This window comes from Lactiplantibacillus paraxiangfangensis, assembly GCF_036246185.1.
Taxonomy (GTDB): Bacteria; Bacillota; Bacilli; order Lactobacillales; family Lactobacillaceae; genus Lactiplantibacillus; species Lactiplantibacillus paraxiangfangensis.
In genome coordinates this window covers 1-23,606 of record NZ_BTPW01000003.1, presented here as the reverse complement: position 1 = coordinate 23,606, position 23,606 = coordinate 1, and the positions used below count along the sequence as shown (strand labels likewise).

General features: G+C 47.1%; 21 protein-coding genes and 1 riboswitch. Of the genes, 4 read left to right on the top strand and 17 right to left on the bottom strand.

All coding sequences use genetic code 11. The annotated features are described in order from the left end of the window. Nucleotide 1 precedes the first annotated feature (1 nt). Both AAA939_RS02005 and pyrR read right to left on the bottom strand, forming a co-directional pair. Entirely contained in the window at nt 2-937 is a 936-nt protein-coding gene (locus AAA939_RS02005) for an aspartate carbamoyltransferase catalytic subunit (RefSeq protein ID WP_338209756.1), read from the bottom strand. Between the two features lie 151 nt (nt 938-1,088). After that, nucleotides 1,089-1,631, bottom strand: a complete 543-nt coding sequence (gene pyrR, locus AAA939_RS02000; RefSeq protein ID WP_057705212.1) for a bifunctional pyr operon transcriptional regulator/uracil phosphoribosyltransferase PyrR — start codon at nt 1,629-1,631, stop codon at nt 1,089-1,091. Between the two features lie 876 nt (nt 1,632-2,507). On the opposite strand from pyrR, the gene AAA939_RS01995 reads away from it, so the two are divergent. The 3 genes from AAA939_RS01995 (at nt 2,508) to AAA939_RS01985 (ending at nt 7,254) form a co-directional block, all read left to right on the top strand. Then, the gene (locus tag AAA939_RS01995) at nt 2,508-4,097 is read left to right on the top strand and encodes a PucR family transcriptional regulator (protein WP_338209754.1); all 1,590 of its coding nucleotides are present in this window, start codon (nt 2,508-2,510) and stop codon (nt 4,095-4,097) included. 101 nt (nt 4,098-4,198) lie between these two features. Beyond that, a riboswitch (purine riboswitch) is annotated at nt 4,199-4,297 on the top strand. Between the two features lie 56 nt (nt 4,298-4,353). Next, complete coding sequence (locus tag AAA939_RS01990) at nt 4,354-5,706, top strand: nucleobase:cation symporter-2 family protein (RefSeq protein ID WP_420914927.1); 1,353 nt, start codon at nt 4,354-4,356, stop codon at nt 5,704-5,706. 234 nt (nt 5,707-5,940) lie between these two features. Next, the gene (locus AAA939_RS01985; protein WP_420914926.1) at nt 5,941-7,254 is read left to right on the top strand and encodes an NCS2 family permease; all 1,314 of its coding nucleotides are present in this window, start codon (nt 5,941-5,943) and stop codon (nt 7,252-7,254) included. 109 nt (nt 7,255-7,363) lie between these two features. Here AAA939_RS01985 and AAA939_RS01980 read toward each other — a convergent pair whose 3' ends face one another. The 4 genes from AAA939_RS01980 to AAA939_RS01965 are packed head-to-tail and all read right to left on the bottom strand — an operon-like array spanning nt 7,364 to nt 10,707. Further along, nucleotides 7,364-7,972 carry a response regulator transcription factor gene (locus AAA939_RS01980; RefSeq protein WP_338209750.1) on the bottom strand — a complete coding sequence of 203 codons (609 nt, stop codon included), beginning with the start codon at nt 7,970-7,972 and terminating at the stop codon, nt 7,364-7,366. Next, on the bottom strand, nt 7,969-9,060 hold the full coding sequence (locus AAA939_RS01975) for a sensor histidine kinase (RefSeq protein ID WP_338209869.1): 1,092 nt from the start codon (nt 9,058-9,060) through the stop codon (nt 7,969-7,971). The genes AAA939_RS01980 and AAA939_RS01975 overlap by 4 nt, the downstream gene beginning before the upstream one ends. 4 nt (nt 9,061-9,064) lie before the next feature. Continuing rightward, nucleotides 9,065-9,823: an ABC transporter permease gene (locus AAA939_RS01970; protein ID WP_338209748.1), complete on the bottom strand. Its 759-nt coding sequence runs from the start codon at nt 9,821-9,823 to the stop codon at nt 9,065-9,067. A 2-nt stretch (nt 9,824-9,825) separates the two neighbouring features. Next, on the bottom strand, nt 9,826-10,707 hold the full coding sequence (locus AAA939_RS01965; protein WP_338209746.1) for an ABC transporter ATP-binding protein: 882 nt from the start codon (nt 10,705-10,707) through the stop codon (nt 9,826-9,828). Nucleotides 10,708-10,920: 213 nt separating this feature from the next. Here AAA939_RS01965 and AAA939_RS01960 point away from each other — a divergent pair, with 213 nt between their 5' ends. Then, nucleotides 10,921-11,787 (top strand): helix-turn-helix domain-containing protein, encoded by an 867-nt coding sequence (locus tag AAA939_RS01960; RefSeq protein ID WP_338209744.1) that lies wholly within the window; start codon nt 10,921-10,923, stop codon nt 11,785-11,787. Nucleotides 11,788-11,871: 84 nt separating this feature from the next. Here the strand turns inward: AAA939_RS01960 and purD are convergent, their stop codons facing one another. From purD to purE, 11 genes are read right to left on the bottom strand one after another with little or no spacing between them, the layout of a single operon-like run. After that, nucleotides 11,872-13,107, bottom strand: coding sequence for a phosphoribosylamine--glycine ligase (gene purD / locus AAA939_RS01955; protein WP_338209743.1), 1,236 nt, complete (start codon nt 13,105-13,107; stop codon nt 11,872-11,874). 17 nt (nt 13,108-13,124) lie between these two features. Then, complete coding sequence (gene purH, locus AAA939_RS01950) at nt 13,125-14,657, bottom strand: bifunctional phosphoribosylaminoimidazolecarboxamide formyltransferase/IMP cyclohydrolase (protein WP_338209741.1); 1,533 nt, start codon at nt 14,655-14,657, stop codon at nt 13,125-13,127. 1 nt (nt 14,658) lies between these two features. After that, nucleotides 14,659-15,237 carry a phosphoribosylglycinamide formyltransferase gene (purN, locus tag AAA939_RS01945; RefSeq protein WP_338209739.1) on the bottom strand — a complete coding sequence of 193 codons (579 nt, stop codon included), beginning with the start codon at nt 15,235-15,237 and terminating at the stop codon, nt 14,659-14,661. Beyond that, a complete protein-coding gene (gene purM / locus AAA939_RS01940; protein WP_338209738.1) occupies nt 15,230-16,255 on the bottom strand; it encodes a phosphoribosylformylglycinamidine cyclo-ligase in 1,026 nt (341 codons plus the stop codon). The genes purN and purM overlap by 8 nt, the downstream gene beginning before the upstream one ends. 4 nt (nt 16,256-16,259) lie before the next feature. Beyond that, the gene (gene purF / locus AAA939_RS01935) at nt 16,260-17,702 is read right to left on the bottom strand and encodes an amidophosphoribosyltransferase (RefSeq protein WP_338209737.1); all 1,443 of its coding nucleotides are present in this window, start codon (nt 17,700-17,702) and stop codon (nt 16,260-16,262) included. After that, nucleotides 17,687-19,906 (bottom strand): phosphoribosylformylglycinamidine synthase subunit PurL, encoded by a 2,220-nt coding sequence (purL, locus tag AAA939_RS01930; protein ID WP_338209735.1) that lies wholly within the window; start codon nt 19,904-19,906, stop codon nt 17,687-17,689. Before purL ends, purF begins: the two co-directional genes overlap by 16 nt. Further along, a complete protein-coding gene (purQ, locus tag AAA939_RS01925; RefSeq protein WP_338209733.1) occupies nt 19,899-20,576 on the bottom strand; it encodes a phosphoribosylformylglycinamidine synthase subunit PurQ in 678 nt (225 codons plus the stop codon). Before purQ ends, purL begins: the two co-directional genes overlap by 8 nt. 2 nt (nt 20,577-20,578) lie before the next feature. Continuing rightward, nucleotides 20,579-20,833, bottom strand: a complete 255-nt coding sequence (gene purS, locus AAA939_RS01920) for a phosphoribosylformylglycinamidine synthase subunit PurS (RefSeq protein WP_057707408.1) — start codon at nt 20,831-20,833, stop codon at nt 20,579-20,581. Continuing rightward, the gene (purC, locus tag AAA939_RS01915) at nt 20,833-21,570 is read right to left on the bottom strand and encodes a phosphoribosylaminoimidazolesuccinocarboxamide synthase (RefSeq protein WP_338209731.1); all 738 of its coding nucleotides are present in this window, start codon (nt 21,568-21,570) and stop codon (nt 20,833-20,835) included. The genes purS and purC overlap by 1 nt, the downstream gene beginning before the upstream one ends. A 2-nt stretch (nt 21,571-21,572) precedes the next feature. Beyond that, the gene (gene purK / locus AAA939_RS01910; RefSeq protein ID WP_338209730.1) at nt 21,573-22,703 is read right to left on the bottom strand and encodes a 5-(carboxyamino)imidazole ribonucleotide synthase; all 1,131 of its coding nucleotides are present in this window, start codon (nt 22,701-22,703) and stop codon (nt 21,573-21,575) included. After that, complete coding sequence (gene purE / locus AAA939_RS01905) at nt 22,687-23,169, bottom strand: 5-(carboxyamino)imidazole ribonucleotide mutase (RefSeq protein WP_338209728.1); 483 nt, start codon at nt 23,167-23,169, stop codon at nt 22,687-22,689. Before purE ends, purK begins: the two co-directional genes overlap by 17 nt. Nucleotides 23,170-23,606 lie beyond the last annotated feature (437 nt).

Sequence of the window (23,606 nt, the reverse complement as noted above, 5' to 3'; positions counted from 1 at the left end):
GTTAATCCTCCAATTGTGCGGGCTGCAATAACCCTTGGTGTACAAGTACGTTTGAAATCATTGCCATGCGGACAAAGACACCGTTCGTCATCTGTTGAAAAATTCGTGATTGGGGTGCCTCGACCAAGTCACTGGCTAATTCGACGCCACGGTTGACCGGTGCCGGGTGCATGATGATGGCACTTGGCTTCATTTGAGCACCCCGGGCGATCGTCAGCCCGTATTGTTGGTGATACGCTTCGGCATCAAACGTTTCATCACTGGATTCGTTTAGCCGTTCGTGTTGAACCCGCAATAACATCATGACGTCCATGCTGCCAACTAATTCATCAATCGGTAAGTACTCACCGTACGCCGCAAAATCAGCGTTATACCAAACTTTTGGGCCGCTGAAGTAGACCGTTGCCCCAAGTTGTGTGAGGAGTTCCATGTTCGAGCGTGCGACCCGTGAGTGCGCTAAGTCCCCAATAATGGCAATCTTTAACCCGTCAAAGTGCCCAAACTCTTCATAAATCGTCATCATATCAAGTAAGGATTGCGAAGGATGTTGACCACTCCCATCGCCGGCATTGATCAAGCTCATCGATAGGTCTGCTTCAACCAGCGGCTCGTAATAACGGTCGTGAGGATGCCGGATAACCGCTAAGTCAACGCCAATCGCTTGAACCGTTTTTAACGTGTCGAGCAAACTTTCACCCTTGGTCACGGAGCTCGTCTTTGGGTCAAATGGGATAACTTGCATCCCCAATCGCCGTTCCGCCATTTCAAAACTCGTGTGCGTCCGCGTGCTATTTTCAAAAAAGAGGTTCATCGCATAACTCGGACGTTCAAGTTGAATCGTCTTACCCGCCTTAAATTGTTGTGCTAATTTGATGAAAGCCATTACTTCTTCATTATTAAATTGGTCAACGCTGACCAGGTTATTACTCGTTTGCATGCTCTTTTGCCGTCTCCTATCTTGATTTAAGAAAAAAAGTCTAGCTCCTGCAAAAATTATTCGCAAAGAGGCTAGACTCCGATTAAGCGGCCACGCATGGCCAAACCGTTTCGTTCCTCTCTGGAAACAATTAAATGGTTAGTTATTCAATTTATTCATCCAATTTTTCAATCGTAATGCCGTCATGACCATCGTGTTCTTCCAACGCGACGTTGACTTGTTCATCCAAAGCAGTTGGAATGTTCTTCCCAATAAAGTCCGGACGAATTGGTAATTCGCGGTGTCCACGATCAACTAATACGGCTAACGAAATCTTGGCGGGACGTCCTTGGTCCATCAGGGCATCTAATGCCGCCCGCACTGTCCGACCTGTAAAAAGCACGTCATCAACTAAGATGATGTGTTTGCCGTTAATATCAACGGGAATATCCGCACCGTTCAGCTTGGCCTGACCCGCAACATCGATTGCATGGTGATCATCGCGGTAAAGTGTTATATCTAAAGAACCAACCGGCACATCGACGCCTTCTAACTGCTTTAACCGTTGCGCCAAACGTTCAGCTAAATAAATGCCCCGCGTTTTAATCCCAATAAATACTAAGTTACCGACACCCTTGTTCTGTTCGATAATTTCATAAGTGATCCGCGTTAGCGCGCGGCGCATTGTCATTGCATCAACGACTTCTCGTGCCATGTCTCAGTCAGCTCCATTCTTTTTAATTCACCTGAGGATACAAAAAAGGTCTCCCGTTTTCCTGCAAAAACCGTGGGAGACCCTCAGATACCGTTCCCCTTGTTAGCCTCACAGGACTAAGTTAAAGGTGCTTGTTTAATTGCAATAAGTGTAACCAACTCTAGTAGCAGTGTCAAGTTTGTTTTAACATCAATTTCGTTATTTCTCAGATTATTTATTAAAGTCTGAAAAACATAAAGTCGCTGTCAACACCGTAACAATCGTAATTGCTATCCCTAAATTAGTCGCTCCGTCAGGCAGAGTTGGGTGCTATGGGGGGACGGTCCCAGCCACACTGCGGTCTGCGGCCCTGATTCAAAGCCGGTAGCCCACGTCTTTGAATCACCCCGCAAAATTAGCAGCTAAAAACCGCCTGCTAATTTTGCCGACACAGCACCCATCTCTGCCCGACTGCGCTCGAAATAGTCTTGCTATTGTTATTACTGTTGAATCATCGGAGGTTGCCACTGATGGCATCGGTCGTGAAGGTGGCTTTTGACCGGTGATTTTTCGGTCTTAGGCCACGGACGGCCCGGGACAGCTGTCATTTAAAGAGTGTTCCGGGCGAGGGACAAGACGTTTCTTAGGCTTGGCCTTGTCCCACGACCGCATGTTATCAGTGGCAACCGGAATAATTTATAAGTAGCTAATTTTTATTACTCCAGATACTAATACAGTAGCAATTAATTTTTGAATTGAGATTTCAGCCTTTAGTTAATTAACAAATCCCCGCCTAAATTTATCTAATTTTAATGTTTCTTTCATTTTATTATAGTCAAACTGCCAAATTATCGGTATACTACTTGTGAAAGATAACTAATTTTAGGGGGATCCGCCATGCGTTTACAAACATTACTAGAGACACCATCTATGCAGCATATGCGAGTTATTGCGGGTAAACGCGGCCTTAAACGGGAAATCAACAATATCGGAATGATCGAATCACCCGATATTGCGGACTTTCTAAAAGCAGATCAATTTTTGATTACAAATGGCTATCCCTTTATTAATACACCAACTAACCCAACCGCGCTCATCAAAGCGATGCACGCGGCTAATTGTGCTGGCCTAGGATTTAAAGACCACCGCTACGTTGACCATTTGCCAAAGGATGTCCTGGCACTCGCCGACGAACTCGCCTTTCCCATTATTATTACCCCGGGAGACGAGTTAATTTCAGAAACGATGCGCAAGATGCTCAGTGTTATTTTGAAATCCCAAACCGATGAGTTGAGCCGGATCGTTCAGGCCAACCAGTCCCTCGCCGACTTACTATTGAAGGATCCGACCCACACCACGGTTTTAAACAAGTGTAGCGAAATTCTCAACCACGCGCTTTTTTTGATGGATAGCCATTTTAGAGTCGTGAGCGCGTCTCAAAGTTTGCCGGTGACTCAGAGTACCCTGACCGATTTTCTTCGTAACCAAACTAACATTGATTATTTTAACTTACATACCCGCATCACCGTTGCCTATCAACAGCTGAGTTTGACTATCACACCCTTATTTTCAGCTTATAAAGAAAATAAGGCCTTCGTTGGGATCATCGACCTCGACCCGGGAAATTCGACCGATCAGATGTTAACGCAAGTCGTGCTCAACACTTTAAGTTTCGTCAATAGCCGTGTCGACATGCTTAACGAATCGGCCTTCCGTAATCAAAGTGGGTTCTACCTTAACGTGATGGACGGTGGTATCTCAAACGACCTCGTCAACAAGACCTTGAAGACCCAAAACATTGAGCCAAGCACGAAGTTTCGGTGTGCGACCATCCTTGTCACGACCAATCACCAAACGTTACTGAGTAACCACCTACTCGAACAAGTTCAACAACTAACGTTATGGTTTATTAAAGAATATCAAGCACCCGTGATTACTTTCTCCCTCAAACAGCAACTCGTTCTTCTTATTAAGGATGAGCAAAACGCGCAACACTTTTTAACCGCCCTAGTGGACTTTATTCAACCAAAATTAGATAAGTCCGCCCGGTTAATTATTGGTTACAGCTACTCGACCTTACCGTTGACCGAACTCGCAACCACTTATAACGAAGCGGCCGAGGCACTGGCGCTCAGTAAGAATAGCCCCCACGCCATCACCATCTACCGGCCAAAATACGTCAAAGAACTCATTTCGCTGATTCCAGAAAACGAAGCCAAGTCCTTTGTGGAACGCGTGTTAGGTGGCCTGGTAAGTGGTATCAGCGCCCACGAACAACAAAACCTGCTCAATACTTTGTACGGCTATTTTTATTATCATCAAAATATTGCCGAAGTCGCCGGTCACTTAGAAATTCACCGGAACACCGTTATTTATCGGTTAAAGAAGGTCGAAAAAATGTTAACACTCAATCTTGATGACCCTGAGCAAACCCAAACCTTAGAGATGGCCGTCCTCCTCTGGCATAATCAAGAAACACAAAAGTGAACGTTTTCATTTTCAAAAAGCTGATTTATGCTGATTTTGCGAACATTAAATCATCCGGATTCATTTGTATTCGTTTTTTTAGTGTGTTAGAATTATCTTCATTCAAATACGAGTTTATTGCCTATATAATGTCATGATATGGTTGACGAGTTTCTACCCAATCCCGTAAAGATTGGACTATAAGCAAACGAGGACATCCCGTTTGCCGGGGTGTCCCTTTTTGTCTACCGCAGAACCCCGGGGCTAAACGACTAAAATGAGGAGGAAGATTGGTTTGAAGGAAGTTTCCGCAACACCTAAGATTTCAAGTGTCAAAGCTGCCATTTTAGGCTTTCAACACTTATTAGCAATGTATTCTGGTGACGTGCTCGTGCCGCTATTAATCGGTGCCGCACTACATTTCACCACGGAACAATTGACTTATTTAGTTTCCATCGATATTTTCATGTGTGGGATCGCCACGTTTTTACAATTAAAACGCACCCCACTCACTGGGATCGGACTCCCCGTCGTTTTAGGCTGTGCCGTTCAAGCGGTCAACCCACTGATTCAAATTGGCAAAACGTACGGCCTTGGCACCATGTACGGGTCAATTATCGGTGCCGGTATTTTTATTTTCTTGATTGCCGGACTATTTTCTAAAATCAAGCACCTCTTTCCACCAGTCGTTACGGGTTCACTAATTACCATTATTGGATTTACCTTAATTCCCGTCGCATTCCAAAACCTCGGTGGCGGCGATGCCACCGCTAAAGATTTCGGCAGCTTACCAGCCCTCGGAATTGGCTTTTTGACCATTGCCATTATTTTACTGATCAGCGTCTTTGCGAAGGGCTTCATGAAGTCCGTTTCAATCCTAATTGGGATCTTAGTCGGCACGCTCGTTGCCGGCGCCATGGGTATGGTTTCCTTGAAACCAGTCGCCGAAGCAAGCTGGTTCCACTTACCAACACTCTTTTACTTCGGTACCCCCCGCTTTGAATGGTCATCAGTTTTGACCATGATTCTTGTCTCATTAACCACGATGGTTGAATCCACCGGGGTCTTCTTCGCACTCGGTGATATCACTGGTCGTAAAATCGAAAGTGATGATTTGAAACGGGGCTACCGTGCCGAAGGAATCGCCGTTATTTTAGGTGGTTTGTTCAATACGTTCCCTTACTCCACCTTCTCTGAAAACGTTGGGGTCGTTCAATTATCCGGCGTTAAAACCCGTAAACCAATTTACTTCTCCGCTGCATTTTTAGTGGTGTTAGGACTATTGCCTAAAATTGGCGCACTCGCAACCGTCATCCCCGACCCCGTCCTCGGTGGCGCAATGGTCGTGATGTTCGGAATCGTTGGGATTCAAGGGATTCGAATGCTTGCACAGGTCGACTTCCGTAACAACAATAATTTGCTGGTTTCCGCCGTCTCAATTGGGTTAGGACTTGGCGTTACCGTTCAAACCAACATCTTCCAATTTCTTCCGAACGCCTTACAAATTATGTTAAGCAACGGGGTCGTCGTTGGAAGTTTAGCCGCCGTCTTACTCAACTTATTATTCAACCGTCACGCCGCTGAAAATACGGTCGATGACGAATCAGTCGGACTAAACGAAAACGACTAACACTAGCCCTTCTCAATTAAATAGGCTATCCAAAAGCACTTCAGAAAAGTTAGACTTTTCTGAAGTGCTTTTTATATCTAAATAAAAATTCTTGCTTACAACCGCCATGATTATTACTAAATTAATTCTCACTTACCAGATAACTAGTGGGATTTCCACACACCCCTTTTTCACGTAAAACCGGTATGTTATACTGGATAATTGTGTGATTGTTAACTTTTTATCAATTTAGGAGTGAGTGCAATTTTAGAACAACTATTTCATTTACGGGAAAACCGAACGTCAATCCGCCGCGAATTCATCGGTGGTTTAACGACTTTTCTGGCCATGTCTTATATTTTAGCCGTTAATCCCGAACTACTCGGGAGTACTGGTATGAGCAAAACGGCGGTCTTCACGGCCACCGTTCTTGCCACCATCGTCGGCTGTTTGTTGATGGGGCTAGTCGCCAATTTCCCAGTTGCCTTAGCACCGGGGATGGGCCTCAACGCCTTCTTCACTTACACGGTCGTTCAGGAATGGCATATTCCGTGGCAAACCGCGTTAGCCGGGGTATTTGTTGCTGGGATTCTCTTCATCCTATTAACGTTATCTAAGTTACGCGATAAGCTTATTAACATGATTCCCAGTGCGTTAAAGTACGCCGTTTCTGCCGGAATTGGCCTGTTTATCGCCTTTTCTGGACTACAAACTTCAGGTATCATCGTTGCCAGCAAGTCCAACGCGGTCGCATTGGGTAACTTGCACAACCCCACCGTCCTACTCGCAATCTTTGGGATCATCGTAGGCGTTATGCTAGTCACCGCAAATGTCACCGGTGGGATCTTCTGGGGCATGTTTATTACCGCAGTCGTTGGGATGATCTTTGGGATTATCCCGCTGCCAACTGGTATTATCAGTGGCGTGCCGAGCGTCCAACCAATTTTCGGTCAAGCCTTAACCCACATCACGGATATTAATTCGTTCCAAATGATTATCGTTATCCTGACCTTCTTCATCATTGGTCTGTTTGATACTTCGGGTACCTTGGTCGGCGTCGCAACCGAAGCCGGCATGGTGAACCACAAAACTGGTGAAGTTAAGGGTGTTGGTAAAGCTCTCTTTAGTGGTGCCCTAGCAACAACGATTGGGGCTATCTTTGGGACGTCACCAACCACGGCCTACGTCGAATCAACTTCCGGCGTCGCGGTCGGTGCCCGTACCGGGTTATCCTCCGTCTTCGTCGCAATCTTATTTGCAGTTGCTGCCTTCTTCTCACCAATCTTAACGGTGATTACCTCGGCTGTAACGGCTTCTGCCTTAATCATTGTCGGCATTTTGATGCTTTCAAACGTGCAATACATCGACTGGACGAAATTTGAGATTGCGGTTCCCGCTTTCTTTACCATGATTATGATGTTACTAACGTACAGTATTTCCGAAGGACTGGCCGTTGGGTTCATCTTCTACCCAATCACGATGAGTGTGAAGGGCCGTTGGCGTGAAGTTAACGCCCTCATGTGGGTCATGATGATTGTCTTCATCTTGTACTTTGCATTCGTGGCTTAACAACACAGCTATCAAAACATAAAAATCCCCGCCATAACATTGGTTTAATCATTGTTATGGCGGGGATTTTGATGTATATTTTCATGCAACTAGTTAGGATTTACCTCGCTTAACTAAGCCACTTATTATGCTTAGCCACACTAACGGCTTCAAACCGATTATGGACACCGAGCTTGCTAAATATTGCCGACAGATAATTACGAACCGTTCCAGCAGATAAGAATAGCTCGCTCGCAATCGCTTTAGTGGGCAGTCCCTGGTCCGCCGCTTTTAAAACGGCCAGTTCGCGGGCAGTTAACGGATTTTGGTCAGCGGATAACATATTCACCACTAGCTCTGGTGCGTAAATCGTCTGGCCGCTCATCACTTTTCGAATTGCCGCAATCAGATCATCACTAGGGCTATCCTTCAATAAATATCCAGCCACCTGCGCTTTAACCGCCCGTTCAAAGTAGGCCTTTTGGGCAAAAGTGGTTAAGATAATGACCTTAGCCGTGAACTCACTATTTTGAATCCGGTCGGCGACGTCTAAACCGGATAGACCTGGCATTTCAATATCCAAAATTGCGACTTGGGGTTGTAATCGTTGCAACTCATCCCAGGCAGTTTGCCCATCGCCACTCGATCCCACCACGTGCAAGTCGTCTTCTAATTCTAATAATTGCGTCAAAGCAGAATTCAGCATACTCTGATCTTCTGCCAAATAGATTGTAATCATCGCAAATTCCCCCCCTTAGGTAACGTTAAAATCAGCTGGGTTCCACGACCGGCCTGTCCAATTTCAAACGTACCTTGTGCCTCCAACAAACGCCCCCGCATTCCCGTAATGCCATTCGCGCCCGCACGTTCTAAAGAACCACCCCGACCGTCATCTTGAACCACAACTTGATACTGTGCGGCCGTTTCACTAAAGTCCAACTGTACTTGATGAGCATGTGCATGCCGAATCACATTGGTCAGTGCTTCAACCAACGTCGCCGCAAACACACCCTGAATCGTCGTTGGCCACTGAATCGCTTGCTTTTCGCCAGTGGTCACCAACCAAACATTGGCCGCCAAGAGATTCCGATTTTGTTCAAGTAAGACTTCACTAATCGACTTCTGATGAAGGTCATTCACAATCGAACGGACCAATTGTAAATTTTCCCGACTAGTCCGTGCAATGTCGTCAAGTTCAGGACTAACCTTCTCTGGTGCTTTGACCAGTAACTTTTTAACCAGTTCCGTTTTCAATGTAATCATCGAAAAACTTTGACCAAGTGTATCGTGTAAGTCCCGAGCAATCCGTTCACGTTCATCCCGTTGGACAACCGACTCTAACCGCCGATTGGTTTGCCGGAGTTGCCGCTGTCGAACAATCGACCGAGAAAACGTGTAGGCCATTAATGGTGATAGGAGTGGGAACACTAATCCCATAACTTCAATGTTATGCCAACTAGGATTCGCTTGATAGACTTCAATTATACTGGTTAAAATCAGCCCATAATAACCGGTCAAGAACCAATAGAAATACTTTTTAGGATATTGCACCAAAATAAATGAAATTTGCCAGCCTGGAAAAATAATCAAATAATTATTTCCCCCAAAGACTGAAAACAAGCCAGTGATAAGTAACTCCAGCGGGATTGTCACTGGTCGCCAAGCCTCTTTTTCGACAACCAAAATATACAAAATTAGGAAAACGGCCAATAAGCTTAGCCAAAACCAGGCTTGGATCGTTTTGGCAGGTAAATAAATTGCGACTGAATAGGGTAAATAACCGAGCCAAATATAACTGTTCCATTCAAGATTCTTAACGCGAGCCATCCACTTAGGCTTTGACAACCCCATCCCCCCGTTTAAGCAACTGGTGGGTTCCCACAATCACGAGGATTAACAAGATTCCAATCCAAGCGCCCACACCAATCACAGTTGTTATTTCAAGCGTCGCATGGGTCGCCACTGCGCCCAACCAATTATTCACGAAATAAGTTGGCATCAACTTACCAATCGGTTGTAGCCAACTTGGTAACATCGCCATCGGCCACCACAACCCACTTATAATCGCCATCGGAAACGTAATGAGATTACTAACGATACTTAACGTTTCGAGGCGATTGAGAAACGAAATCAGAACTCCTAGCAGTAACGTTGGAATCTGACCAACCAACGCAACCACCGCCATCACTAGCCATTGCTCGATTGTTAGGCTCACGTGATTGACACTAACAGCAAGCACGCCCAACACCACGATTGCAATGCCATTCATCGCTATACTCCAAAATCCTACTGATAGATAGTACGGTTGAACTCCTGATGGCGTCAGCTGATACCATTGTAGTAAGCCCTTTTCACGGTCAAGCATTAAAATTGACGCAATCCCAAATAGCGCGTTAATCGTCCCACTATACACAATCATGCTCGCCATGTACTTCAAGCTAAAACTCACTGGGACTGTTCCAGATACCATCACTTTGGTAAATAACAAATAAAAGCCCGCTGGCATCAGGATTGAAAAAAATTGAAAGGAAAAATTGCGTAAAATCAACCGCCGACTGTCAAACTTTAATTGTGCTAAAAATGGTTTCATCTTCAGGCCTCCTTGGTTAAATGAACAAAAATAGTCGCCAATGATTCTCGATTAAGGGTCACTTGGTGCAATTGTGACAAATACGGTCCCAGTGCCTGGAGGGTTTGATCACCATCCGTACTACTAATGCGGACAACGTGCTTAACTTGAGTTACCGCCGTCACCCCAGCTAATGGTTCAAAGGTACTCAATGCTAACGAGGTTTGAAAGCTAATCTCGACTTGTTGGTACTGCCGCTGTAACTCGGCAAACGTTCCTTTGAAGACCAGCTGTCCACCTTGTAGTAAAAATATTCGATCGGCAACTTGTTCAATTTCAGGTAAATAATGGGTCGTTATAATGACCGTCTTACCTTGCGTTTTTAACGCCTTGACGCGTGCCCAAAAAGCCTGCTGGGCATTGACATCCATCCCGACCGTTGGCTCATCTAAAAATAGAAGTTGGGGATTGCCGATTAAAGCTAACGCAAAGGTGACCCGCCGTAGCTGCCCACCTGATAAAGTTGTTAATTGGCGGTGCGCCAATTCGGTCAAGGCTAAATCACGCATTAACTGCTTCGGTTGTAACGCCGTCGCATAATGTGCCGCGGCCATGGTCAATAATTCCGCCACTGTAACCCCCCGAATCGGCAAATCACCCTGTAACATTGACCCAATATTTTGTTTAGATAACGGCCCACCCGGCACTTCATCGAACAGTGTCAAATGTCCACTATCTTTCGCCTGTATACCCAGCAATAAGTTCAAGAGTGTCGTTTTTCCAGCCCCATTTTTCCCAATTAAGCCAATGATTTCACCAGGATTGATGGTTAAACTAATATCTTTTAGAACGGTGTCTTTGACATAACTAAACCTCACGTGTTCTGCTTGAATAATTGGTTGCATCTTCTCGTCCCCCTTTAATACTTTTAGGTTAACAGGATGACGATATGGCCGGTAGTTCGCTTTGTCATGAGTTTTGGGTGACAAATGTCATGTTTAACTTTTGCGGTAATTTCTTGAAACTGCTTGCCAAGCTTTATTTTCCTTTGATTAGCTTTTTAAACACTGTATAATAACTAACGGTTAACTATACTATTTGCAAGAAGTGAACAATTTATGCCCCGTGACCGCTATAAAGAACGTGATGTCCAAATTGATTTTATTCCCCACATTACCTTTCAAAATCTATCTACAAATTGTCTTCAACTGATTTTTGTGACGACGGGCCTTGTCAAGGGTATCCTGAACCAGCGCCCCGTTAGCTTGAAGGCACCGGTCATCCTGTTTTTAACGCCCCACGACACGTGGCAACTAACGGAAAGTCGGCAACCGGCTGCCCAAGCATTTCGCTTTCAACCGGACTTTTTTGAGACCGTCCCGTATTCTAAATCTCAGGAATATCAGATTAAGACGCCCTTGGCCGATTTAGCCCACTTCACTGCGTCAGCGTCTCCGCTAAAAGTTTTTAACATTCAACGACCCTTATTTGAAAAGCTCCACCAAGCCTTCTTCATTTTAGGCGGTGAAGTCTTTGCGCAGAGTGACCATCTCTGGGTCTGCCGAATCAAAACGTACTTGATCAAAATTTTAAAAGTGCTCGAAGATTTGCATCCTGAACACGGAACGTCTAAGGTCGACCTCGTCTTGGACTACATTTATGCGAACTATGACACAAAGATCACCTTAGACGACTTAGTTAGCGCGGCCCACCTCAACCGCGTTTCATTAAATCAGCAATTCAACGCAAGGGTCGGGATGACCGCCATGGCCTACCTTGCCCACTACCGTTTAGAAGTCGCGGACGAACTACTGATTCACACCCGCATCAGTCTCACAGACATCGCAGCGGCCGTTGGTTACGACTACGACACGTACTTCATCAAACAATTCAAGCAGCAGCGTGGAATTTCACCAACGGCCTTTCGCCAACAATCGCGCGAACTAGCGCCGATTAGTTCACAACGCAATTCAAACGTGATTTAAAAATACACTTATAAAAGAAGTCCTGTGGATAAACCCTTTTATCCACAGGACTTCTTTTATATTATCCACTGATAACGCTAATAACTATTTGGATTGCAGCCCTTTCGCCCCAATATCGTGGCGGTAAACCAGTCGATCTAAATCTAAGGTTGCAAGCTGGTCATAAACTGCTTGCTTCGCTGCTGCCAAATCGGCTGCTTTCGCCGTAACCATCATGAGCCGACCACCCGCACTGACCAGTTGTCCGGCTTGACCAGCGACGCTCGCATAATATGCGCCGGGAACGGTTGGCACTGGAACTCCTTTTTCCGTTGGTCCCGGGTAGCCAGGTGCAGCCACGACCACGCCTAAATACGTTGACCCGGTTTGCCAGTTGACCACCGGCTGGCGGTGCGCTAGTAAATCAACGATTACTTGGTAGAAGTCCCCGTCCAATTGCGGTAACAGTACTTGGGCTTCCGGATCGCCTAACCGCAAGTTGTACTCAATGACTTGCGGTCCCGCCGGCGTTAGAATGCCACCCACGTAAATGACGCCTTCAAAACTCAAGCCATCCGCTTTTAAACCGGCCATGGTCGGTTCAACAATCGTCTGAATGGTCTGCTGAATAATCGCTGGGGTAATTTGTGGAACGGGCGAATAGGCCCCCATTCCCCCAGTATTAGGCCCCTGATCATCATCTTTGAGCCGTTTATGGTCCTGCGCCGTCGGTAATAGAACGTAGTGGTCCCCACCAACCAAAACCATTTGTGAAAACTCAAAACCGGCCACAAACGCTTCAATCAGTACCGTATCCGTCGTTTCAAACGCACTCGTCAGAGCGGCACTCGCCTGTTCATAACTGGTGGCCACGGTCACACCCTTCCCCGCAGCTAAGCCGTCAACTTTAATCACTTGTGGGATGGGTTGCTCTTGGCTATACGCCAGCGCATCCGCCAAATTATGAAATAACCGGTAATCCGCCGTCGGAATATGGTGGCGCGCCATAAATTCCTTGGCAAAGACCTTTGAACTTTCCAAGCGTGCTGCGGCTTGATGCGGCCCAAACACGGCCAAGCCCGCCGCCTGAAAATAATCCACGATACCAGCGGCAAGGGGTACTTCTGGCCCGACGAAGGTTAGGCCAATCGCATTTTGACGTGCAAATTCAACTAACCCAGAAAAATCCATTTCATCAATTGCAACGGTCTGAATCTGATCCAACGGCATACCGGGATTTCCCGGTGCACAGTAGACCATTTCCACTTGGGGACTCGCCAGCATTGCTTTAGCGATGGCATGTTCCCGACCGCCACTTCCGACAACTAAAACTTTAGCCATGGTTTGCCACCTTTCAATTAATGACGGAAGTGCCGAACACCAGTCGTGACCATGGCAATCCCATAACGGTCAGCCATGGCAACGGAATCTTTATCCCGAATACTGCCACCAGGTTGAACGATTGCCCGAATACCATGTTGCGCAGCGTATTCAACGCAGTCATCCATTGGGAAAAAGGCATCAGAAGCTAAAATTGCATTTTCATAACCCGGTTTGCTCATTGCTTTTTCAATCGCAATCTTGGTTGAATCGATCCGGTTCATCTGACCAGAACCAACTCCTAAGGTCCGGTCAGCGGTCGTCACAACAATGGCGTTACTCTTGACGTGTTTAACGACTTGCTGGCCAAACGCCAAAGCGCGGAGTTGTTCTTCCGTTGGTTGAGTCTTCGTGACCACGGTGAAGTCCGCGGGCGTTTCAAACGCGTTGTCTACTTCTTGGCGTAACATCCCGCCACCCACAGAAATGGTTTCAAACTTGTCCGCAGTGTGTGCTTGGTCAAAATCGACCGTCATTAAACGGAGGTTCTTCTTTTTGGCCAATACGGCAAAGGCGTCGTCGTCAAAACTTGGCGCGATAATGATTTCCAAGAAGAGTTCGTGCATCTTTTCCGCCGTTGCTAAGTCAACTGGACGGTTCGACGCAATGATTCCACCAAAGATGGAAATTGAATCCGCCGCGTAAGCTTTATCCCAGGCCGCTTCAATCGTATCGCCTAAACCGACACCACACGGGTTCATGTGCTTCATTGCAACGATTGCGGGTTGGTCGTATTCACTGACCATCCGTAATGCTGCGTCCGCGTCTTTAATGTTGTTATAAGAAAGTTCCTTACCGTGCGACTGTTTGGCCGCCGTAATGGAGAAAGTGGTTGGCAAGGCGTTTTCGTAGAAGGCCGCTTGTTGGTGGCTATTTTCACCGTAACGCAGTGACTGCTTCTTATCGTAAGTGAGTGTCAACTTGTCGGGGAATTCTTCCGTCGTTAAATATTGGGCAATCAACGCGTCATACGCTGCAGTGTGTTGGAACACTTTTGCAGCTAAGCGTTTCCGCAATTCAGGCGTCACGTCATCATCTTGCAAGTCCACTAAGATTTGATCATAATCAGCGGGATCAACGATTGGTAAAACAGCTGCAAAGTTTTTAGCTGCGGAACGTAACATCGATGGTCCACCAATATCGATCTGTTCGATGGCATCGGCTTGGGTCACATCTGGTTTTTGAATCGTTTCCTTGAATGGATAAAGGTTAACAACGACCATGTCGATTGGGGTAATGCCCGCTTCTTTTAATTGTGCCATGTGTGCAGGTAAATCTCGGCGTGCTAACAAGCCTGCATGAACCTTGGGATGCAAGGTCTTAACCCGACCGTCGAGCATTTCAGGAAATCCCGTGACTTCTTCAATTCCAATCACGGGAATGCCCGCAGCTTCCAGCGCCTTCTTAGTCCCACCAGTCGAAACCAGTTCGTAATCTAACGCCACTAAGCCCTTTGCGAAATCGGTCAAACCTTGTTTATCAGAAACACTTAACAATGCACGTTTTGTCATCTTAAATAGCTCCTTTAGTTATGAGTGTTTGTAGCACGTCGGGATAAAATTGATGTTCACAATCATGGATTCTAGTTGCTAAAGTATCCACCGTATCATTAGGTAAAACGGGTACGGCTCGTTGTTCAATAATCTGACCAGTATCAATACCAGCGTCAATATAGTGAATCGTTACACCGGTCTCACTGACCCCCGCAGCAAACGCATCTTCAATCCCGTGTCGGCCTGGAAAATGGGGTAACAAGGCCGGGTGGATGTTGATGATTTTATGCGGATACGCGTTCAATAGCGTTGGCCCAATAATTCGCATGTAGCCCGCTAATAGGACGGCTTCAATTTGATGTGCCTGCAACGCAGTTAAAATAATGTCTTCCGCCGCAGCCTTATTCTGGTAGTCACGAAAATTCACAATCAAGACGGGCACGTTGACCGCCTGCGCTTTTTGGATAACCGGCGCATCGGGCTGATCACAAACTAGCAACGCCACCGTAACTGGTAACTGTCGCGTCGTAATCGCTTGGTGTAACGCATCAAAGTTAGTTCCCGTCCCTGAAGCAAAAATCGCAATTCTTTTAGTCATGGGTTGCCTCCTGGAAAACCACGGGATCCGTTCCCGGTGCCACGGTCCCTACTTGGTAAGCCGGTTGATCATTCGCGGCAAGACTAGCGGTAACGGCCGCCACGTTTTCAGGATGAACGATCAAGACCATGCCTAATCCTAAGTTAAACGTTGACCGCACGTCGCTTTCAGTTAATTGTCCGAGTTGAGCGAGGAGTGGCATGATTGGTGGCACTGGCCAACTGCCCTCGTCAAACGTGGCACTTAAGCCTTGCGGTAAGGCCCGCGCCACGTTTTCAATCAAGCCACCACCCGTAATGTGGGCAATGCTAGCCACCGTTTTTCCTTTCAAAAGTGGCGCTACGGCGTCAACGTAAATTTTCGTTGGGCGTAAGAGTTCCGTTTGTAAATCGTGACCCAGTTCGTCAAAGACGTGGTCCAAAGCAAACTGGTGCTGTTTGAATAAAATGTCGCGCACGAGACTGAACCCGTTGGAATGTAGCCCGTTAGAAGGCAAGCCAATCAGCACATCGTCCGCCCGCACATTTTCAGGCTTAAGGAGGGCTTGTCGATCAGCGATTCCCACCGCAAAGCCCGCTAGGTCATAGTGTTCATCGCCGTACATGTCGGGCATTTCTGCCGTTTCTCCACCAATCAATTGGGTATGAGCCTGCTGACAACCCATAACCACACCCGCGAGGATATCCTTCACGCGCGCCTGGTCCGTGTGCCCCAGGCCTAAATAATCGAGGAAAAACTGTGGTAACGCGCCTTGCGCTAAGATGTCGTTCACACACATGGCCACTAGGTCAATCCCAATCGTCGTATGTTGATTGGCCGCAATCGCAACCAACAACTTCGTGCCAACACCATCCGTTCCCGCAACTAAAACGGGATCGTTAGCCACGCTCGCCGCACTAAGTGGAAATAAACCGCCAAAGGCACCCAGTTGCGCGTTACCGCTCATTTTCTTGACCGTTTTTAAAACTTCGTAGCCGGCATTAATGTCGACACCCGCTTTTTTATACGCATCACTCACTGGATCACCCCTTATTCGCTTGTAGTTGTTTAATCTCTTCGTCGTATTCAGTTTGATAATCGTATAACGGCGTTGGGTAATCGCCATTGAAATAGGCCATACATAGCCCACCATACGGTGCATCCACCTTCAAACCAACCGCGTCGATCACACCTTGTTCACTCAGAAATCCGAGTGAGTCGGCGCCAAACGTCCGACACATCTCTGGTAACGTCTCCTGCGCCGCAATCAATTCCCGGGTCGTTTGAATATCGATGCCATAAAAGCAAGGATAGCGAAGTGGTGGTGACGCAATCCGCAGGTGAACGGACTTCGCGCCCGCATCCTTCAAGAGTTTGACGATGCGCTTACTAGTCGTTCCCCGCACGATCGAATCATCGATCAGGACGACCCGCTTACCATCGACCACCCCTTTAACGGCGGAGAGCTTCATCCGCACCCCTTGCTCACGTAAGGCTTGGGTCGGTTGAATAAACGTCCGTGACGAGTATTGATTTTTGATCAAGCCCATTTCATAAGGTAACCCGCTGGCTTCAGCGTAACCGGTCGCTGCGGATAATGATGAATTAGGCACACCGACCACGATGTCCGCATCCACTGGCTGTTCTTTCGCGAGCTGTGCGCCCATCCGTTTACGAGCAGAATGCACGTTTACACCGTGAATGTTGGAATCTGGGCGGGCAAAGTAGATGTATTCCATGGAACAAATGGCTAACTGGGTATCAGTGGTGTAATGGTCAATCGTCAAGCCATTATCGTCAATCGTCAGTAATTCTCCCGGTTGAACGTCTTGGATGAACGTTGCGCCAATGGCATCGAGCGCACACGTCTCACTACAAACCACGTAACCACCCGTTGGTAACTGTCCCACCACTAGTGGGCGTAAGCCGTTCGGATCCAGTGCCGCAAACAAGCGGTCGTTGGTTAGGAGTAAGTAGGCGAACCCACCGTGAATCTGACGTAAAGCGTCCTTGATCTGATCCGTTAAGGTTGCCGCGGGACTCCGGCGAATTAAATGCATCAAGATCTCACTGTCGGAGCTAGCGTGAAAAATTGCGCCGTTCATTTCTAACCGGTGTCGTAACGTGATCGCATTTGTCAGGTTACCGTTATGTGCTAACGCAAACTGGCAGTCGCTGAAGTTAAACCCGAGTGGCTGAATATTTTCAAGGCCATGGTTTCCGGCCGTCGCGTACCGGACGTGCCCAACCGCAGCGGTCCCGTTCAACCGTTCTAATCGACGCGGGTCCCGGAAAACGTCAGCTAGCAATCCCAGACCACGTTCTGACTTCAGAGTCCCATTGTCGTTAGCCGTAATCCCGGCGCCTTCCTGTCCACGATGTTGTAAGGCGTGGAGCCCAAAATAAGTCAGTTGAGCGGCATCTGGTGATCCCCAAACGCCGAACACGCCACACTCTTCATTTAAACTTTTTACTTCAGTAGGCATGGTAAAGCCCCTTCCCAAAGTTGTTTTGCAAAACTGACTGGCAAATCAAAGGTTTGATCACTCGTCTGAACAAATAACCGGTCATCTGCCGTCGTTTGCCCCAAATAAGTGGCGTATGGTTCCATTAAACTTTCAAAGTCCGCACGGTGTTCCGGCGTGACCGAAATCACAAAGCGGGACTGCGTCTCAGAGAAGAAATCCGCGGCGGGAATCTCACTGGTTAGCTTGACCCCAATCCCGTTACCAAAGCAAGATTCGGCAATCGTCGTAATCAGACCGCCCTCAGAAACGTCGTGGGCACTGGCGACTAGCCCTTTTTGAATGGCGCGTAATAATAAGCGCTGGTTTTGATTTTCAGTGACGAGGTCAAAGTCGAATAATTCACCGGCAATGTCGCCCGTCAACATCTTCTGTAATTCACTACCATTGAAGTCCGAACCAGTTTCACCTAAGACATAAACGGCATCGCCAGCGTGCTTGAAGTCTTGCGTCGTAATGTCTTTTTGATGCTTGATTAGGCCAACCATTCCAATCATTGGTGTCGGATAAATTGGTTCACCATTGGATTCATTGTTCAACGAAACGTTTCCTGAAATAACGGGTGTGTTGAACAACTGGCAAGCACGGGCAATGCCCATGGCCGATTCATCGAGGTCGTAGAACTGGTCGGGTTTTTCTGGATTACCGTAATTCAAGCAGTCCGTAATCCCTAGTGGTAGCCCGCCAGAAGCAACGATATTACGCGCTGCTTCCGCAACGGCAATTTCCCCACCGACCCGTGGATTCAAGTACAGGTAACGGCCATTAACATCGGTCGTCACAGCTAACGCCTTATCCGTGTGGCGAATACGAATGACCCCAGCGTCCGATCCCGGTTTCACAACGGTATTCGTCTGCACCTGTGAGTCGTAAGTTTCGTATAAAGATTTTTTAGACGCAATCGTCGGCTGCTGTAGCATCTTTTTCAACGTGCCAGTGGCATCCACAATGCGTGGCATGAACTGGTGATGGCTCTGATGGTTCAACCGGACTGGCCGTTTTTTATCCCGCTGGTAAACGGGCGCCTTCGTTGCTAACGCGTCGACTGGAACATCCGCGACTAGCTTGCCGTGATGGAATAACTGGTATTGGTGCCCATCCGTTACTTTTCCAATCGTGACAGCATCTAAACCGTACTTTTCAAAGACTTTATAAATTTCAGCTTCGGCACCAGCTTTAACACATAACAACATCCGTTCCTGTGATTCGGATAACATCAGTTCAAACGGCGTCATCCCGGCTTCCCTTTGTGGTACCAAATCAAGATTCAATTCCAAACCGCTACCAGCTTTAGAAGCCATTTCAGCGGATGATGACACTAATCCCGCAGCACCCATGTCTTGAATTCCGACCAAGATATCACGATGGTCATGAATCACTTCTAGGCAGGCTTCCATCAATAACTTTTCCATAAAGGGATCGCCAACTTGGACAGCGGAACGTTGCGTATCCTTAGCATCATTAAATTCAGCGGAAGCAAATGACGCCCCGTTAATCCCGTCACGGCCAGTCTTGGCACCGACGTAGATCACGCTGTTACCGAGGCCCGTTGCCTGCCCTTTTTGAATATCTTTTTGATTTAGAATCCCCACACACATCGCGTTGACTAACGGATTCTTATCGTAACTTGCGTCAAAGACGGTATCGCCACCAATGGTTGGAATGCCGATACAGTTCCCATAACCCCCGATCCCAGCCACCACTTGTGAGATCAAATACTTGGTATGGGCATCGTCGGGTTCACCAAACCGTAAACTATCAAGTAACGCAATGGGACGCGCGCCCATTGAGAAAATGTCGCGGATAATGCCACCAACCCCGGTTGCAGCCCCTTCATAAGGTTCTACAGCTGACGGATGATTATGACTTTCCGCTTTAAAAACAACGGCCTGTCCATCACCAATATCAATAATCCCAGCGCCTTCACCAGGGCCCTCTAAAACTTGTTCACCCTGCGTCCAAAACTTCTTCAAGACGGGCTTGGAATTCTTGTAGGAGCAATGTTCGCTCCACATGCCAGAAAACAATCCAGCTTCCGTATAATTTGGTAACCGGCCAAGAACGTCATCCGTTAATAACTGGTATTCCGCATCCGTTAAGCCCCAATCACGATACGCCTTGGTATCACGTAGTTGCGTGGGCGTTAATTCAGTTTGCTTAAGCATGGGTGACCTCCTTATTAGCGGCAATCAGTGATTGGAAGATACCTAGACCATCAGTTGAACCAAGAATCGCTTCAACGGCCCGTTCTGGATGGGGCATCATCCCAAGTACGTTACCAGCTTGGTTCATCACACCCGCAATGTTAGCGGTGCTTCCGTTCGGATTATCAACGTATTCAAAGATGATCTGGTTGTGTTCCTGCAACGATGCTAACGTTGCGTCGTCACAGTAGTAGTTGCCTTCACCGTGTGCGATTGGCAACTGAATATGAGCTTGCGCTGCGTAGGCACTAGAGAATTGGGTCTGGTTATTCTTAACGATCAGTTCACTCGTTTTACAGATGAATTTCGAAGACCGGTTCGCTTGGAGCGCACCTGGTAATAGGCCCGCTTCAGTCAAAATTTGAAAGCCATTGCAGATTCCCATCACGGGTTTTCCAGCAGCGGCAAATGCTTTAACCGCAGTCATGACTGGGGAAAAGCGTGCAATCGCGCCACTCCGCAAGTAGTCACCGTACGAAAAACCACCGGGTAAAATAACTGCGTCGTAACCAGTCAAAGTCGTTGTATCAGCGGAAACTAGGTCCGCTTCCATCTTTAAAATATCCCGTAACGCGTTGACCATGTCGTAGTCACAGTTGGAACCGGGAAATACAGGTACGGCAAATTTCATGGCTATAATGCCTCCATCTCGGTAATTTCGTAGCGGTAAGTTTCCATATTAACGTTTGCTAACAACTGATCACACATTTCGTCAACTTCCGTGGCTACTGGCCGCTTGTCGGCGTGCATTTTAACTTCAAAGTACTTCCCTAATTCAACTTCATCCACGTTGGTATAGCCTAGCCGGTGCAAAGCATCGTGGACGGCTTCACCCTTAGGATCAAGAATGGATTGCTTGTAGGTCACATAAATTTTTACTAAGTACATTATTGTTGGCCCCCTTCAACGGTCGCTAAACGCTTCAAAACTTCTTGGTAAACAGTTGTTAAATCACCCAAGTTCTTACGAAAGACGTCTTTATCCAATGATTGGTGAGTGGTTTTATCCACCAACCGGCAACTATCAGGTGAAATTTCATCAGCTAACAAGACGTGGCCGTCCGCCGTTAACCCAAACTCGATTTTAAAATCAACGAGTTGGACGTTCATCTCATCAAAGATTGTTTGCAACCGCGTATTAACTAACAATGCCTGACGCTTCATTTCGGCAACGGTCGACTCATCCGCAACTTGCAGTGCGGCGACTTGTGAATCGTTAATAAAGGGATCATCCAAGGCATCACTCTTGTAAAAGAATTCTAAGACTGGTCGGTCAAAAGTCATTAAGTGGGGAGCGGCAAACTTGCGTTCAAAACTACCAGACGCAGCGTTACGTACAACGGTTTCCAGTGGAATCATTTTGACCCGGCGCACCAGTTGCACGTGGTCGGAAAGTTGTTCAATGAAGTGATTTGGAATACCATGCTTGGCAAGGTCCATGAAAATCAAACTAGAGATTCGGTTATTCAATAACCCCTTCTCGTCCACGGCGACCTTCCGTTTGCCATTTAACGCAGTGGCTTGATCCAAGTATTCCACCCATAAAACTTCTGGATCATCAGTTGCATACATTTCTTTTGCTTTCCCGGTATATAATAATTCGCCCTTTTTAAACGTCGTTGTCATGCCTATTGTTCTCCCTTCAAGAGATCCAAAGATGCTAGTGCCAAATCAATATTTTGATTCAAAACGGTTACGTGTCCCATCTTACGTTGCGGTTTGATCTCCGCTTTCCCATAGTCGTGAAAATGCCACTCGGGATGGTCCACTAAGTGTTTGCGGGCCACCGTCAAATCCGTGCCTAACAAGTTCCGCATTACGGCCGGCGTCGTTTGCACAACGGCCGGAATTGGTAACCCACAAATACTCCGAATGTGCGCCTCAAATTGTGAAATATTGCAGGCTTCAATCGTATAATGACCAGAATTATGTGGTCGGGGCGCTAATTCATTAACGAGTAACGTATCATCCGGTAGGACAAAGAACTCGATGCCCAAAACGCCACGTAATTCGAGTGCTTCCGCAATTGATACGGCAATTTTGCGGGCCGCTGCGTGAACCTTGGGCCGGACGTTTGCCGGGGCAATCGTGGTGTGTAAAATATGATGTTGGTGTCGATTTTCAACTAAGGGGAACGTGGTTACGACACCACTAGCGCTACGAGTGACCATGATTGAGACTTCCAGTTGGAACTCCTGACGCGCTTCTAAAATACATGGATGTTGTATGAGTGCTGTAGCTGCTGGCGTGACAACTGGTTGGTTCAGGTCCGTCTGACCATGTCCATCGTAGCCGCCCGTCACCGTTTTAAGAATGGCCGGTGTGCCGACCCGGTTTAAAGCATAATTTAAGGATTGTTGATCGTGGACCGGGGCAAATGCCGTGACCGGAATACCGTGATCGTGTAAGAATTGTTTTTCGTTTAACCGGTTTCCGGTTATATGTAATAACGCGGTCCCCTGAGGTAATTGTGCAAATTGTTGGGCAGCTTCTAACGCTGCTTCATCAACATTTTCAAATTCATAGGTCAAGACATCGCTACGCTTTGCAAGGGTCATCAGCGCATCCTGGTCTTGGTAATCCGCTATGATTTGAAAATCTGAAACTTGAGCTGCCGGTGCTTGGGGCGTCGGGTCTAATACCCCAACGTGGTACCCCATCGCCTTGGCACTCAAAGCCATCATTTGACCGAGTTGACCACCGCCAACGATGCCGATCGTGGCTGGCGGTAAAATTGGTTGCCTAAAATTGGCGTTCACTTTGTTCAGCCTCCTGCCGTTGTTGGTCGCGAAAGTCGCTGACTGCACGTTGAATTCGTTGGTCCTGCAAGCCAAGAATTTGTGCGGCCATCAACGCCGCATTCTTAGCACCAGCCTCACCGATTGCCATCGTCGCTACTGGGACACCACCTGGCATCTGGACAATTGAAAGTAATGAATCGACACCATTCAGCGCCCGGGTCTTAATCGGCACACCAATGACGGGTAAAACCGTATTCGCTGCCAGCATCCCTGGTAAATGGGCCGCACCCCCGGCGCCCGCAATAATGACTTGAAGGCCATTTTGCACTGCGTTTTCACCGTATTCCTGTAACGTTTGCGGCATCCGGTGCGCCGAAATAACATGCCGTTCGTACGTAATTCCCATTGCTTCCAGTTGCTTGGCCGCCACCTGCATGGTCGGCCAATCGGAAATCGAACCCATGATCAAACCAACTTTTGCCATCTCGATCCCTCTTTCCTTGTTTTCACCCATAGTTTAGCAACCATCGTTCGGCCTGTCAACGAATTTCTTAACTTTATCGATAAATTAACTTTTAATCGTTCGTGTTTTTAGCTGAGAATATTAATCTTATTAACCAACAATCAAAGGCTAAACGGTTGACTAGCAAAGAAATATCGGCCTATCGTTATCTGCTGGCGGATAACTAAAACAATTAGTCTATAAATATATTTATGAAGCGAAATACGAACATTGTCTCAGCACTGATTTACTAGACTTCCAACCAGCAAGCAAAAAAAAGCCACCCGCAATTTGCTATAGTCCCCTTAAGGTTGACAGATGAAAAACAATAATTCATCTATCAATGCTTAAGGGGATTTTATTATGCCTAGAACTAGATTTACACCTGAAGAAAAGTTAGCAATTATCATAGGTTTATC